Origin of the sequence: Acinetobacter sp. YH01024 (genome assembly GCF_013420195.1) — a bacterium.
In the GTDB taxonomy this organism is placed as follows: Bacteria; Pseudomonadota; Gammaproteobacteria; order Pseudomonadales; family Moraxellaceae; genus Acinetobacter; species Acinetobacter amyesii.
In genome coordinates this window covers 56,799-70,386 of sequence record NZ_VOYQ01000020.1, presented here as the reverse complement: position 1 = coordinate 70,386, position 13,588 = coordinate 56,799, and the positions used below count along the sequence as shown (strand labels likewise).

Below are 13,588 nucleotides of genomic sequence, written 5' to 3'. Positions count from 1 at the left end.
GAGGATCAGAAAGCTTGTTTGAATCGATGTATTTCATCCGCAGATTATGCACGAATGCTAAGAAATCCGGAGTGCAAATATTAACCAAAAAGAAGATCGTTTTTTGATTTATGAAAGAGATCTAATGAATGAAATTTATATGCCTATCGCAGTTTTATTAAAATCATGTTCCTATTTTCTTGGTCATATTCATGGATTAAATCAAAAATTTACAGGAACTGATTTATACCACAAACTACAAGATACTTGGTTTATTGACCATATTCTTCAACTCGAAGAAATCTTATCCGATGCATACTATAAAATACGAAATAATGTATTTGAAGATTCTGATTTAGATGGAATTGCTCCATTACTAGATGATATTGCAAATCTATTTGGAATAAATGCTGCTCCTACACAAGAGCAAGATGATGTATACGTAACAGTTATTGGTTGATTGAAACGCATTTTGCTAGCTTTTCATACCCAAAAAACAACTTATAGAGATTTCAAATATGGCTAAAAAATTACAAGAACTTTTAGATGCGCGTAGCTCTGAAAGTCAAAACCGAATTTTGCAAAATGCAGAAATAATGTTGAAAGATTATCTTTCGGAAGATGTGCATTTAACAGAACTAGCAGAAAAAGCTAAAGGGCAAAAAACGATAAAGATCATTTTAGACGAGCTACAAGATCAAGTTCACAAAAACCGCGATTAAAAAGTTCACTTATTTATCCATATGCACTCTCAAAATGCGTCGCAACTCTAAAATAGCATCTGGAGACTCATGAATTGAATGTCCACCATTGAATATCTTTTCAGACACCGCACCATTTAAATGAGAACTTGTATAGGGAACAATGCCATCCGACATTTTGCTCGGTTCATTACTTTGCGTCTGATTCCCAATAATAGAATGATAAGGAATATCTTTATTTGGCATGATGTCAGCAGACAACAGCATAAAACGTGATTTTTGACTTAAATCTGCTGGCCCAGACTTAATCAGGCCCATAGTTGAATTTTTTGCATTCGGAATTTCAACATTGACATCATTTAAAAAACTTAAAGGCAATACCACGATTTTTTTCGCCAAATTGGTAAACCAGCGGTCTGCATAGTCAGTACCATGATGCGGTGCGGCAATGAAAATTGCACGACTAACTAGCTTCAAGGCTTTAAAGACAAAACGATCGCGGATAATTGGATGACGTTGTAACTGTGTATTTTGTTCATAGTTCATTAACGGAATAGCTTGAGCGGAAATATCTGCATCACTAACCAATAAACGACTGATGATGCCGCCCATACTATGTCCGATAATGACAGCATCTTGAGCCGAAGGCGTATTGGGCTGAACAGTTGCAAATGCCTGTTTGATTAAAGCATTGATTTGAAAGCGACTCTCAAATATTGGCATATTGGTTGAGTAAAACACTTGCCAAACTTGGTAATGATCACGTAGTTTTTGATCCCCCATAATGTTATTGGTCAGGCCGATCCACGTTTCAGGACTGCTGGCTAATCCGTGAACCATGACAATAATCTTTTTATTGGGTTGATAAGGCTCTAACATAAACACATGTGGCATGCGCAAATGTTCTTCCTTATTCAGAAGTGTCCAATAGCCAGATTGTCCTAATTTATTTTCGGCTAACCAAAGTCCATAAGGCACAGAATAATTGGCCGTTAGGGTATAGGACTGAGATTCAATTTTTGCCTTTTTAAATTGATAGGGATTAAATAATTCAACCTTAAAGTCTGATTGCGGCGACAAAATTTCACTAATGCTGCTATTGGTCTTGGCAGGCTCGGCGATCGCACTGACAGATAAATAGCGTGCAGTATGGATATTCGGGTTGGGTTTATTTGAATAATACTGTTCAGGATCTAGTATAAAAGGCTGCGCAGCAGACAGATCCGTAGCTTTTTTGACTAAGACAAATTCAGAACCAATGCCTTCCTGACGGTTAATGGTTTTTAAGCCTGAAAAATTAAAATTATAGCTCGACAGTAATTTATCAATGTCCGCATTTTTGATTTCAGGATAATGTTCATAGTTAAAATGATAAAGCGAAGAACCCAACATTAAACTTTCTGGCATTTGCTGATAGTCAAAACGGGTGAATGATGAAGTGATTAAACGTGATAAAGCCACATTATAAAAGGTGCGGACTTGTCCCTGACGCAAATCAAATAAGCGTTCTTCTGGGGCTTGAGCGGATTTAAATAGATAGACATAGCTGTAACGCAGACTGAAATCAAAGTCTGCAAGCTGCTGATCCATACACATTTTAATTTTGCTTGAAGCTAATTTTCCGCTGTGTTGTTTTAAGCTTTTTTTGCATTGTGGATTTTGATCTGCGCTTAAAGCACGTGCCATGTACAGCTCACTTGCTGCGGCATAGACTTGAGCAATATCTAAAGTTTCATTGTTACGCATTTTGTGAATACAGTTTTCAAGCGCATTTAAACAAGATTGGTCGCTTTCATTCACCATTAACAGGATTTGATGGCTAAATGTACTGAGCTTCTGATGGGTTAATATGCTATCTGTTTTATTATTTAGTGACGCACTGAGTTGATTTTCTTGTAATTTGACCAATTGGCATCCACTGAGCAAACTCAGGCTGATGATACACATAAAACGAGCGAGTAAATGCGTGAAAGGCATCATTGAAAAGGTCACAGGCATCTATTTTTTGTTATTTTAACCTTTATAAAATAGTAAAAATAGGGCAGGTGTTACAGCGCTCAATCCAAGAAAATTACTACGTATACATCCTTTCAAACTAAGCTAATGTTCGAATGCTGTGATACCGAAAAGTTGATTTGAGATTCAAACACTGTCACGTGTTAAATTTAATCTAATTGTGCTGCTGATTTTTTAAGGTCATGTTGAGCAGTTTGTGGTGAATGAATCGTAATTTATCCAATACTGGATTCGACAGCGTAAACGGATATGCATCATCTAAGCCCATGCTGCGGTTCAGTGCATTTAAATTAAAGGTCAAGGTCATCCAGTGTTGCAGCAATAGGTCAAAATCCTGAGCACCAATCGGGTTTTCTTTCAGTTCTAAATTATTCAAATCCGACTTATTGGTTTTGACCACCAATCCTGCATAGTAGGCTGTTTCCAGAGTGTCCATCATATGCAAATAATGCGCCCATGTTTCCGCCCAATCTTCCCAAGGATGCGTACTGGCATAGGAACTAACATAGTAATCCGCCCAATTTTGCGGCGCACCGTCATTATAATGTCGTTTCAAAGCTTCACTATAATCCTGTCGTTCATCACCAAACAGTTCCCGAAATTCATCAATCAGCTCTGGGTGTAAATGTTTAATCAAATCAAAATAATAATGACCACTTTCATGTCTAAAATGACCTAGAAGTGTACGGTAGTTTTCACCCATTTTTATACGCGTTGTTTCGCGGTAAATCACATCTGCTTCACTGGCATTCAAGGTAATAATTCCATTGGCATGACCGGTCATAACAGGTGTATTTTCTGTTGGCATCAGAAAATCAAAACGAAGTCCAAAACGGTCATCTTTACTTCGTTTAGGGCGTGGCATTGTATTCAGTTGCTGCATTAAATACAAAAAACGCCGTTTGGCATGTTCCAATCGCGCCCAATACACAATATAGTCTGGATTATCTAAGTTAGGAATGGTGTGCGTGAGCAAGCAAGATTCACAGTAAATTTCTTCACTGTCGGCAGGCACCATCCAGTTGCAAACCTGATGATGCTGATAATTATGACAAGGTTTAAAGCGTTTTCCCTTTATTTCAGGATTTAACGCAAGCCACAGCGTAGAGCTGTGCTTTTCAAAACAGCCCATTTGCTTTTCAGAGGCAATATAACCCAGCGCAGTCTGACAATTGACACAGTGTGAATTGGCAAAAAAGATTTGGTTAGAACATACCGCGCAGCTGAAATACTTCATAGGCGTTGAGTGATGAATAGAATGATCAATCAGTATAAATGATGTTCAATGTTGATGAAATAAATTGAACTTCAAGTTTGTTACATGCCGGTCAATGCTCTTGTTTAAGAACAACGACCTTTAGAAATAGTCTTTCATCAAATAATACATCGCAGCAATAGTGCAAAGGGGTCTCGATGAGTGCATTTATTGCACAAATCATGAACAGTAAAATTTAAAAGAAAGTTAAAAGAACAAAATAATCGATCATTTTTTGTATTTCTCACTTGGCACAGATTCTGCATTTCTATCGATATTACGAAATAAATATTTTGTATTACTCAAACAGGAGATGCATATGAACCGCCATCAATCTGCAACATTTCTGCATCAATTAAAGCAATTTTTTATTGAGCTACTGAGCGCCCGTGCGGGTTTCTATATTCAGCAAAAAAAATAAGGAACAACAGTGCCTAAACGAAAGCTGGCGCGTATCAGTATTACCGTGCCTGAAAAAACAGTTGATGCTTTGGATCAAAAAATTGTCGATCAGCATTATGAAAGCCGTTCTCAGGCCATTGTCGACATGATCAATAAGCATCTGATTGCCGATCAGGAGCAGCGCAACGAAGTGATGGTTGGCACGTTTACCTTACTTTATGACGCAAGTAGTACGGCGCTACGTATTCAGCTTTTAGATTTACAGCAGCAGTTTTTAGAACAAGTGGTGAGCTCGCTGCATATTCAGCTTGATGACCACAAAATTTTAGAAGTCATGATTCTGCAAGGCGTTAGTTCAGAGCTCAAAGTTATCAGTCAGCATTTTTCAGCACTTAAGAGTGTGATTAAAGGACATTTGGAGTTGATGGACGCTGTGATGCCGCCAATTCCGCAAAATGCAAAGAATTAAGGAGTTTTAAAATGGGCCAATTATATCGATCACAAGGTCATAAAGACCAAATCACAAATAAACAGCAAGCACATGCTATTGCAGCCAACCATAGACTAAATCGTGCAAAGCGTAATGCTCAATCTGTCAGTAATCCGAATACACCATCGTTTTTGAACACCAATACCAAATTTAACTGTAATGCCATCGGGGAAATCGCACTATGATCAAAAAAGCCTGCTTATCTGCATCCGTTTTGACTGCCATCTTACTGGGTGGCTGTGACAATACAGCCAAAACACCTGAACCAAACGCGCAAGCAGAAGGCACAGTCAATACAAAAGCCATCACGATCGGATATAGCGACTGGCCTGGTTTTGTCGCATGGCAAGTTGCTATTGAAAAAGGCTGGTTGAAAGAAGCCGGTGTCAATGTGGACTTTAAATGGTTTGATTATTCAGCCTCACTATCTGCATTTGCGGCTAATCAGTTGGATGCTGTTTTGGTCACCAATGGCGACAACTTAGTCACGGGTTCTGGCGGCACGAAAGGCGTCATGATTATGGCGACGGACTATTCTGCGGGTAATGATGTCATCATCGCGAAAGATGCCATCAATAGTCTTGCCGATCTAAAAGGAAAAAGTGTAGCGACAGAAAAAGGCTTGGTTGATCATTTGCTTTTGGCGACGGCGTTGGATGATGCAAAAATTCAAGCTTCTGAAGTGAAGTTGGTCAACACTATGACCAATGAGCTGCCACAAGTATTTGCCAGTCCAGATATTGCAGCGATTGCTGTATGGCAACCGGTCGCAAATCAAGCTTTGAAAGCGGTAGCAGGTTCTAAAATTATTTATACATCGAAAGATAAACCCGGTCTGATTTACGACACATTAACCGTCAACATGACGCATTTTATCTGCCAACAAAGAAGAATGGAAAAAAATCATTCAAGTTTGGGATAAAACGGTTAAATACATCAACGACCCTGCAACGCATGCCGATGCAGTGAAAATCATGTCGACCCGTGTTGGCGTTGATCCTGCACAATATGAACAGTTTATTGGAGGGACACATTTATTGGATTTAGCTGCCAATAAACAAGTCTTTAAAAAAGGTACAGGATTTGATTCACTTTATGGCTCGAGTTATCACGTGAACAAATTTAATGTTGCCAATGGCATTTATAAAACCGAAATGGATGTCGATGGATCAATCTATCCAACGTTGGTTGAAGAACTGAAATAAGTTGAAATATAGCTAAAAAAAGCCCTGAATGATGTAAAAATTTCAGGGCTTAACAACATCAAATTAATATCCATAAAAAATAACGAAGGGCAGAACTCAAGCTTCTTCATCCATCGCATTGGAATAAAACTTCACACCCAATTTGATTCGGTCACGGCCTTGGCTCATACGCCAGCGGTTGGTATCGCGCAGTGAATACACACAGCCGCAGTATTCCTGCTGATAAAATTCTTCTTTTTTACTGATTTCCAGCATGCGTACAGCACCGCCATTTTTACGCCAGTTATAGTCCCAATAGGTTATTCCGTCATAATGTGAAGCCGAACGATGACCACAGTCATTAATCTGCTGCATATTTTTCCAGCGTGAAATACCCAGTGAACTGCTGATTAGGCTAAAGCCATGTTCTGCTGCATATAATGCCGTACGTTCAAAGCGCATATCAAAACACATGGTACAGCGGAGGCCTTTTTCAGGCTCATTTTCATAGCTTTAGCGCGAGCAAACCAATTGTCTGTGTCGTAATCACAGTCGATAAACGGAATATTGTGTTTTTCTGCAAAGCGGATATTTTCCTCTTTACGGATTTCATATTCTTTCACAGGATGAATATTGGGATTGTAAAAGAAAATTGAAAAATCGATACCTGATCCAATTAATGTTTCCATGACTTCGCCAAAGCATGGTGCACAGCAAGAGTGGAGTAAAAGCTTGTCATGACCTACTGGGAGAGTCAGTGTCTGAGGTTCTAATTTATTAGACATGATTTTAAGAAGGTATAAGTATAAACCGAATATTTTAGCGATTCCTTAACATACCAAAGCTCGAATATGCTGATTTTTTCTAAGTACAAGTTGAGTCATATTCAGTATATTGACTAAAAAGCTGAAACGACATGAATATATGCTTATTTCATATTTTGTTTATCTATTTATGGCAAGGTTTAAGAACTTTATAGCTCAGGACAAAAGTATATTAGTGTTACAGATTCAATATTAAAACAATTAGTGATTTGATCTTTTTTCATTTTAAAGTTAGAAAAATTCACCCTAATGAATAAATCGCTAAATTTTGAGAGTGGAGATTTTGAGCCAATCTGTACGATTCTACACATTTCAGATGTGTGTTTGAATGAAAAAATTTTCATTGAATTTTTTTTAAGCCCTTATTTATATTAAATAAAATTTAAATGCTACCTGGGTGGCAGTTTTTTTATCGCCAGTTGAATGATGCATAGTTGAAGAAAATTCATTGTATTTAAATCTTAAACATGAATTTATCTCACTTTGAGTTGAGGTTAAATCATTTTTATTCATCTTAAGTTTCACGTATAAATTACTTCATACAGAAATTTTGATTATTTTTAATTTTAGGGTAGTGAATCTCCATGAGTCATAAATTTGCATGTTCAATCAAACGTATCCGCTTTGATGAAAACTATAAACCAGCTGACAATACACGTCTAACAACGAACTTTGCCAATTTGGCACGTGGTGAACACCGTGAAGAGAATCTGCGCCGTACTTTGGCAATGATTAATAACCGTTTCAATAGTTTAGCTACTTGTGACAACCCAAATGCAGATCGTTATTCACTTGAAATTGACATCATTTCGGCTGAACTCGATGTGGAAGGCAATGGTCAAACTTTCCCATTTATTGAAACTTTAAAGAGCACCATCATCGACCATAAAACCAATGAACGCATTGAAGGCATGATCGGCAACAGTTTTTCATCTTATGTGCGTGATTATGATTTCAGCGTGGTATTGCCTGAGCTGGGCTGTAAGTTCAATGAAAAACCAGAAGATTTTGGCGATTTACACGGCAAGCTATATCAACACTTGATCAATTCAGACGTATTCAAAGCTGAATTTAAAAAGCAGCCTGTCATCTGTTTAAGTGTTTCAACCACTAAAACTTATTACCGTACTGCAAATGTGCATCCGATCTTAGGTGTGGAATACACCAATGATGACTGCTCACGTACCGATGACTATTTTGCAAAAATGGGCTTAAGCGTTCGTTACTTCAAACCTGAAAATGCGACTGCGCCATTGGCATTCTATTCAGCAAATAACTTGCTGAGCGACTATACAGATTTCGAGTTGATCAGCGCGATCAGCACCATGGAAAGCTTCCAAAAAATCTATCGTCCTGAAATTTATAACACCAATGCGGCAGCTGGTTTGGTGTATCAGCCAAGCTTAAGCTTCGGAGATTACTCATTAACCCGTATTGTGTATGACCGTGTTGAACGTGGTCAGTTAGCCGTTAAACAGGGCAAATGGACAGAAGAGAACTTTATCCAGCCATATAAAGACATTCTGAATGAGTGGGCGGCTAATTATAGTATTGAAAATGCAGACGCAGCTTAATTTTAAATCACGAGTGATTTAAAGCAGCTGTTTTAAAGAATATGTTTCATGCATCAGTTAATTTTTGATCAATATTTATTTCATAAAGAAATTTCCCTCTCCTTTTAAGGAGAGGGTTAGGGAGAGGATTTATATGAAAAGTGCCCTCATCCTCTTGCGGAGCATGCTCCTCATCCCATAGGGAGAAGGGACTTTCAATATGAATTTAATAATCAATTGATGACATTTTGTTTTTGCGAAATTTAGAATATAGAGATAGAAGATCGAATATGGCCATTTTACTCCCAACTTCAACTGCTGGCAGCTTACCTAAACCATCTTGGCTGGCTGAACCTGAAAAATTGTGGTCAGCATGGAAACTTGAAGGCGAAGAATTATTAGATGCAAAACGTGATGCGTTGAAATTATCTTTGCATGAACAAATCCATGCAGGCATTGATATTGTCAGTGATGGTGAACAAACCCGTCAGCATTTTGTGACCACATTTATTGAACATCTTGAAGGGGTAGATTTCGAAAAGCGTGAAACGATGCGTATTCGTAATCGTTATGATGCAAGTGTACCGTCTGTGGTGGGCGAAGTATCGCGTAAGAAAGCAGTGTTTGTTGATGATGCAAAATTCTTACGCAGCCAAACCAATCAGCCGATCAAATGGGCTTTGCCAGGCCCGATGACGATGATTGATACTTTGTATGATGGTCATTACAAGAGCCGTGAAAAATTGGCTTGGGAATTTGCTAAAATCCTGAATCAAGAAGCTTTAGAGCTTGAAGCGGCAGGCGTAGATATCATTCAATTTGATGAGCCTGCGTTTAACGTATTTTTTGATGAAGTCAATGACTGGGGTATTGCGACATTAGAGCGTGCGCTTGAAGGTTTGAAATGCGAAACAGCCGTTCATATTTGCTATGGTTATGGCATTAAAGCCAATACCGATTGGAAACAAAGCTTGGGTAATGAATGGCGCCAATACGAAGAATCATTCCCGAAACTGCAGCAATCTAAGCTCGATATCATCTCGCTTGAATGCCAAAACTCTCGTGTACCGATGGATTTAATCGAACTCATCCGCGGTAAAAAAGTGATGGTTGGCGCCATTGATGTAGCAACCAATCAGGTTGAAACAGCAGAAGAAGTAGCAAATACATTACGCAAAGCGCTTCAGTTTGTAGATGCCGACAAGCTATATCCTTCAACAAACTGCGGTATGGCGCCTTTACCTCGCCAAGTGGCGCAAGGCAAACTAAATGCGTTAAGCGCAGGCGCTGCCATTATTCGTCAAGAATTGACCGCATAAATTCGAGCTGACTCGGTTTCATGTAAGGGCAATAAGGAAATTAAATTTGCTATTGCCCAAACCTGAGAAAGAGATAAGCCATATAGACCATTGAGATTGAAGAGATGATTGAAGCAACTGATTTTAGAAATGCAATGTCTTTATTGACGACTGCAGTCAACGTGATTACGACTGAGGGTGAAGCAGGCATGCATGGATTTACAGCATCAGCCGTATGCAGTGTGACAGATACACCGCCAACTTTGCTGGTTTGTATGAATCAATCATCTCGTTCTCATGCGCATTTTCTTGAAAATAAAGTTCTTTCTGTCAATGTTTTAGGCGCACAGCATGAGCAAATTTCCAATGCTTTTGCTTCAAGCAAATTCAATTCGGAAGAGCGTTTTAAATTGGGTTCTTGGACTGTATTAGAAACAGGTTCACCGATATTAAAAGATGCTTTGGTCAGTTTTGACTGTCAGATTGAACAGATTCAAGAAGTGGGTACGCACAGTGTGTTTATGTGCCGTGTGGTTGCAATCAAGCAAAGTCAGCAGGAGGAAAGCTTGGTATATTTCAACCGCGCTTATCATGCTGTGGGTCAAGTGGAGTTGGCTTAAACCAGTCAGACTTCTTCAATACATCACTTTAAAAGTATCTATTTCGTGGAACTCATTACTTTCTTAATTATTGGCGCATTTGCAGGTTTTGCTGCGGGGCTGTTTGGCGTTGGCGGCGGTACTATCATTGTGCCTTTGCTCTATATTGTTTTTAGCCAAATGGGCTATAGTCCCGATGTGATTATGCATTTGGCGCTCGGCACATCTTTGGCTACGATTGTGGTGACATCGATCAGCTCCTTGATGGCGCACAATAAAAATGGTGCTGTGATTTGGCCTGTATTTAAAAATTTAGCTCCGTCTATGGCGATTGGCTGTTTTGCAGGCGCAGGGATTGCAGGCTGGCTGTCAGGTTTACATCTGCAAATGATTGTCGGCGTGTTTTTACTTTGGGTGGCTTATACCATGTTTATGGGAGCAAAAAAGCCAGTCGATCCAAATAAAACACTACCATCTACAGCTAAACAAATTGCAGCAGGTTCGGGTATCGGCGTTGCATCGGCCATCTTCGGGATTGGCGGCGGCAGTATTACGGTGCCGTATTTAACGGCAAATGGCGTGGTGATGCAAAAAGCGGTCGGGACGTCTGCCGCTTGCGGTTTACCCATTGCCATTGCTGGCGCATTAGGTTTTATGTTCTTCGGCATGCAGCAGCATGTTGAAATTCCACATACCATTGGCTTTATTCATATCTATGCCTTTTTGGGCATTAGTGTGATGAGTTTCTTTACGGCTAAATATGGCGCGAAAACTGCGCATGCGCTTTCACCAGCAGTACTGAAAAAATGTTTTGCTGTGCTGTTATGTATTGTTGGATGCTTTTTTCTAGTGAAAGGCATTTTATAGTAGCAGACTGATCACAGTTGCTTCATTCGAAACGTATGCTCTAGTGTGCAACAGTAAGCTAGAGCATTTTTATCTATAGCAATTTAAGTCTTTAAAATTTCAGAGATATTATTTAAAAACTTCATTTTAAAACTGACATTTCAAAGCTCTGTGCTTTTAGAAAAAACATTAATAATCACAATACCCAATAAAATAAAGGCCAAACCAATCATGGCAGGCAGGTCTAAATTTTGTTTAAACACAATCCAGCCCACGCATGAAATAAGCACAATGCCTGCAGCGGACCACATGGCGTAGGCCAATCCCATTGGAATCGATTTAAAGGTCAAACCTAAAAAGAAGAGTGCAATGGCATAGCCCAATACGGTAAAAATAATCGGTACTAGTTCAGTAAAGCCATTGCTGGCTTTTAAGGCGGACGTGGCAATCACTTCAGCAATGATTGCGATGAGCAAATATATAAACGACATTGATTTCCTATAGACATTCTACGGCATGGTACAAGAGGTGCTGTTTTTCATTTTGCAACCAATCTGTACTTTCTGTCGTGGTATCAGTGCGACGCTGAAATGCATAATGTGGAACATAAATATCCACCTCGAACATCAGCTGTATTGCTTGACCATTAATAATGACGTTTTGCATTAAATGTGTTTCATCAATAACTTTGAAATGATCAAAGTTAAGTGGTTGATCTTGCTGAGATGAAGTCGTTGTATAGTGCTTATGCAGACCATCTACAGCGATGGATACTTCAAAGCTTTCAATCACCGTTTCATACATAGTAGGTGCAGATGATATATCGATGCTGGCAACAGTTTGCTGATCTGTAGGTAAACGACTCAGTGCAAAGGCCACATGCTTATCACAAATAATTAAACCGCCATCCATCTGCAATGGCTGATGGCTTTCTACATCTAAAGCTGACTTCAAGCGCAGGCCTAAAAATAACCCTTCATGCACTTGTTGACGCCAGTCTTCGACATACGCATTGCTTGGAGAGAATTCTAAAATACAGTTGCCAATCGCATGTAGTTTTGCAGGTTCTGGCCATTGCACATGATTTTGATAATTTGAGTGTGCTTTAACGTCCCAAGACAATAATTGTTGTTTAGCATCCCATAGGGTGTTACCAATCCAGCCTTGACGCTCATTCACTGGCGTATTTTCTTGGCTTTTTAAACGTAGATCGATGGTGAAACTACGTGACTGAAACCAATACACAATGGTCTTTTCATCCGTCAAACCATTTGAAAAACTAATGCTTTTACGGCGAAAAGCACCATATAAATAGTCTGGAATAGGACCTGAAACCTCTTGGCTGGCTGGAAGTTGTGCTAAAGCCTGAAATAGATTCATGCGCTTGCTCCTTGTGCTTCTGTATTTTCATCCATACCAAATGATGACAATGGCACAGCATTTCTAAGACTTAGCTCTCCTGAAGCGATACGTTTTTTGAGATAACTAAAGGTTTGCGCGGTTTGATTAAATAAATGTTCACCACCAATTAAGGGCTGATATTTAGGCGCTTCAGTAGAATGTACAGGCTCAATGATCGTGTCGTAATTGCATGCACAGAACAGAGGGAAAGAGTAGCGCTCTTCAGAGACTTTTTTAACACGGTGCTTGGTGGCCAAATATTTGCCATTCGACAAAATTTCCATCATGTCGCCAATATTCATCACCAAAGTATTTTCAATCAATGGAATATCCATCCATTCACCTTGTTTATTTAATACTTGTAAACCTGGTGCCGTCGGCAAGAGCAGTGTAAAGCACTCATAATCTGTATGCGCGCCAATACCTTCGGCATCTTTCACTTCAGGGTTATAGGGATAATGGATTAGACGCAGTTGGCTGGTCGGATGGGTAATTTTGCAATCAAAAAAATGCTCATCTACATTCAATGCTAAAGCAAAGGCCTGAAAAATCTGCTCGCTAATACTGCGTAAATGGCAGTAATAATCACAGACCGTACTCTTAAATGTGGCGTCATCTGGCCATAACGTAGGGCCCAGCAAGGGAAATGCCGTCGTTTCGCCGTGGTAATCATAATTGATGTCATAGGCTTCTTTTAAGTCATAGCTGTTGCCTACAAACTGTTCTTCACCAATTGGCACATAGCCACTGTGATTTTTCGACAGCCCAATAAAGTGTTGCATTTTACTGGCAGTATCTTGTTGGAAATAGCGCTTTGCCACCTGAATCAGTGATGTCGCAAAATCAAAATTGAACTGATCACCTTTTAAATATAGAAAACCAACATCTTTACAGGCTTGATCCAACGCAGAGGCTACTTCTAAGCGTTCTGACAGTACCGTGCTTTGCATTTTTGAAATATCAACAAGTGGCAAAACATAAGATTCATTCATCTTCAATTCCTATAATGTTGGCCGTCCAACGCTGTCGTACATCATTTA

Annotated in this window: 13 protein-coding genes and 2 pseudogenes; 9 read left to right on the top strand and 6 right to left on the bottom strand. The window is 39.3% G+C overall.

Annotated elements, in window-relative coordinates:
- Positions 1 to 124: 124 nt before the first annotated feature.
- Complete coding sequence (locus FTT88_RS10095; protein WP_180173907.1) at positions 125 to 439, top strand: hypothetical protein; 315 nt, start codon at positions 125 to 127, stop codon at positions 437 to 439.
- Positions 440 to 497: 58 nt separating this feature from the next.
- The gene (locus tag FTT88_RS10090; protein WP_180173906.1) at positions 498 to 701 is read left to right on the top strand and encodes a hypothetical protein; all 204 of its coding nucleotides are present in this window, start codon (positions 498 to 500) and stop codon (positions 699 to 701) included.
- Between the two features lie 9 nt (positions 702 to 710).
- Here FTT88_RS10090 and FTT88_RS10085 read toward each other — a convergent pair whose 3' ends face one another.
- The gene (locus FTT88_RS10085) at positions 711 to 2,660 is read right to left on the bottom strand and encodes a triacylglycerol lipase (RefSeq protein WP_180173905.1); all 1,950 of its coding nucleotides are present in this window, start codon (positions 2,658 to 2,660) and stop codon (positions 711 to 713) included.
- 190 nt (positions 2,661 to 2,850) lie between these two features.
- Complete coding sequence (locus tag FTT88_RS10080) at positions 2,851 to 3,933, bottom strand: putative zinc-binding metallopeptidase (RefSeq protein ID WP_180173904.1); 1,083 nt, start codon at positions 3,931 to 3,933, stop codon at positions 2,851 to 2,853.
- A 448-nt stretch (positions 3,934 to 4,381) separates the two neighbouring features.
- Here FTT88_RS10080 and FTT88_RS10075 point away from each other — a divergent pair, with 448 nt between their 5' ends.
- The 3 genes and pseudogenes from FTT88_RS10075 (at position 4,382) to FTT88_RS10065 (ending at position 6,048) form a co-directional block, all read left to right on the top strand.
- Positions 4,382 to 4,822, top strand: a complete 441-nt coding sequence (locus FTT88_RS10075; protein ID WP_180173903.1) for a ribbon-helix-helix protein, CopG family — start codon at positions 4,382 to 4,384, stop codon at positions 4,820 to 4,822.
- 11 nt (positions 4,823 to 4,833) lie between these two features.
- Positions 4,834 to 5,028 carry a hypothetical protein gene (locus FTT88_RS10070; RefSeq protein ID WP_180173902.1) on the top strand — a complete coding sequence of 65 codons (195 nt, stop codon included), beginning with the start codon at positions 4,834 to 4,836 and terminating at the stop codon, positions 5,026 to 5,028.
- A pseudogene (locus FTT88_RS10065) lies at positions 5,025 to 6,048 on the top strand (ABC transporter substrate-binding protein). Before FTT88_RS10070 ends, FTT88_RS10065 begins: the two are co-directional and overlap by 4 nt.
- Before the next feature lie 96 nt (positions 6,049 to 6,144).
- On the opposite strand, the pseudogene FTT88_RS10060 reads toward FTT88_RS10065, so the two are convergent.
- A pseudogene (locus FTT88_RS10060) lies at positions 6,145 to 6,812 on the bottom strand (epoxyqueuosine reductase QueH).
- 623 nt (positions 6,813 to 7,435) lie between these two features.
- Here FTT88_RS10060 and FTT88_RS10055 point away from each other — a divergent pair.
- From FTT88_RS10055 to FTT88_RS10040, 4 genes are all read left to right on the top strand, one after another.
- On the top strand, positions 7,436 to 8,425 hold the full coding sequence (locus FTT88_RS10055; protein WP_180054780.1) for a putative oxygenase MesX: 990 nt from the start codon (positions 7,436 to 7,438) through the stop codon (positions 8,423 to 8,425).
- A 269-nt stretch (positions 8,426 to 8,694) separates the two neighbouring features.
- The gene (locus FTT88_RS10050; RefSeq protein WP_180048945.1) at positions 8,695 to 9,723 is read left to right on the top strand and encodes a methionine synthase; all 1,029 of its coding nucleotides are present in this window, start codon (positions 8,695 to 8,697) and stop codon (positions 9,721 to 9,723) included.
- A gap of 104 nt (positions 9,724 to 9,827) precedes the next feature.
- Positions 9,828 to 10,322, top strand: coding sequence for a flavin reductase (locus tag FTT88_RS10045; protein WP_180023652.1), 495 nt, complete (start codon positions 9,828 to 9,830; stop codon positions 10,320 to 10,322).
- Between the two features lie 45 nt (positions 10,323 to 10,367).
- Positions 10,368 to 11,168, top strand: coding sequence for a sulfite exporter TauE/SafE family protein (locus tag FTT88_RS10040; protein WP_180173901.1), 801 nt, complete (start codon positions 10,368 to 10,370; stop codon positions 11,166 to 11,168).
- Positions 11,169 to 11,308: 140 nt separating this feature from the next.
- Here FTT88_RS10040 and FTT88_RS10035 read toward each other — a convergent pair whose 3' ends face one another.
- From FTT88_RS10035 to FTT88_RS10025, 3 genes are read right to left on the bottom strand one after another with little or no spacing between them, the layout of a single operon-like run.
- Entirely contained in the window at positions 11,309 to 11,638 is a 330-nt protein-coding gene (locus FTT88_RS10035; RefSeq protein ID WP_168377505.1) for a multidrug efflux SMR transporter, read from the bottom strand.
- Between the two features lie 7 nt (positions 11,639 to 11,645).
- Positions 11,646 to 12,527 carry a hypothetical protein gene (locus FTT88_RS10030; RefSeq protein ID WP_180021811.1) on the bottom strand — a complete coding sequence of 294 codons (882 nt, stop codon included), beginning with the start codon at positions 12,525 to 12,527 and terminating at the stop codon, positions 11,646 to 11,648.
- Entirely contained in the window at positions 12,524 to 13,540 is a 1,017-nt protein-coding gene (locus FTT88_RS10025; protein ID WP_180021813.1) for an isopenicillin N synthase family oxygenase, read from the bottom strand. The genes FTT88_RS10030 and FTT88_RS10025 overlap by 4 nt, the downstream gene beginning before the upstream one ends.
- Positions 13,541 to 13,588: the final 48 nt, after the last annotated feature.

What these genes read in the sequence shown, in the direction of transcription:
- FTT88_RS10045 (WP_180023652.1), top strand. Translation starts at nt 9,828, where the DNA reads ATGATTGAAGCAACTGATTTTAGAAATGCAATGTCTTTATTGACGACT.
- FTT88_RS10030 (WP_180021811.1), bottom strand. Translation starts at nt 12,527, where the DNA reads ATGAATCTATTTCAGGCTTTAGCACAACTTCCAGCCAGCCAAGAGGTT.
- FTT88_RS10080 (WP_180173904.1), bottom strand. Translation starts at nt 3,933, where the DNA reads ATGAAGTATTTCAGCTGCGCGGTATGTTCTAACCAAATCTTTTTTGCC.
- FTT88_RS10055 (WP_180054780.1), top strand. Translation starts at nt 7,436, where the DNA reads ATGAGTCATAAATTTGCATGTTCAATCAAACGTATCCGCTTTGATGAA.
- FTT88_RS10090 (WP_180173906.1), top strand. Translation starts at nt 498, where the DNA reads ATGGCTAAAAAATTACAAGAACTTTTAGATGCGCGTAGCTCTGAAAGT.
- FTT88_RS10050 (WP_180048945.1), top strand. Translation starts at nt 8,695, where the DNA reads ATGGCCATTTTACTCCCAACTTCAACTGCTGGCAGCTTACCTAAACCA.
- FTT88_RS10095 (WP_180173907.1), top strand. Translation starts at nt 125, where the DNA reads ATGAATGAAATTTATATGCCTATCGCAGTTTTATTAAAATCATGTTCC.
- FTT88_RS10035 (WP_168377505.1), bottom strand. Translation starts at nt 11,638, where the DNA reads ATGTCGTTTATATATTTGCTCATCGCAATCATTGCTGAAGTGATTGCC.
- FTT88_RS10025 (WP_180021813.1), bottom strand. Translation starts at nt 13,540, where the DNA reads ATGAATGAATCTTATGTTTTGCCACTTGTTGATATTTCAAAAATGCAA.
- FTT88_RS10085 (WP_180173905.1), bottom strand. Translation starts at nt 2,660, where the DNA reads ATGATGCCTTTCACGCATTTACTCGCTCGTTTTATGTGTATCATCAGC.
- FTT88_RS10070 (WP_180173902.1), top strand. Translation starts at nt 4,834, where the DNA reads ATGGGCCAATTATATCGATCACAAGGTCATAAAGACCAAATCACAAAT.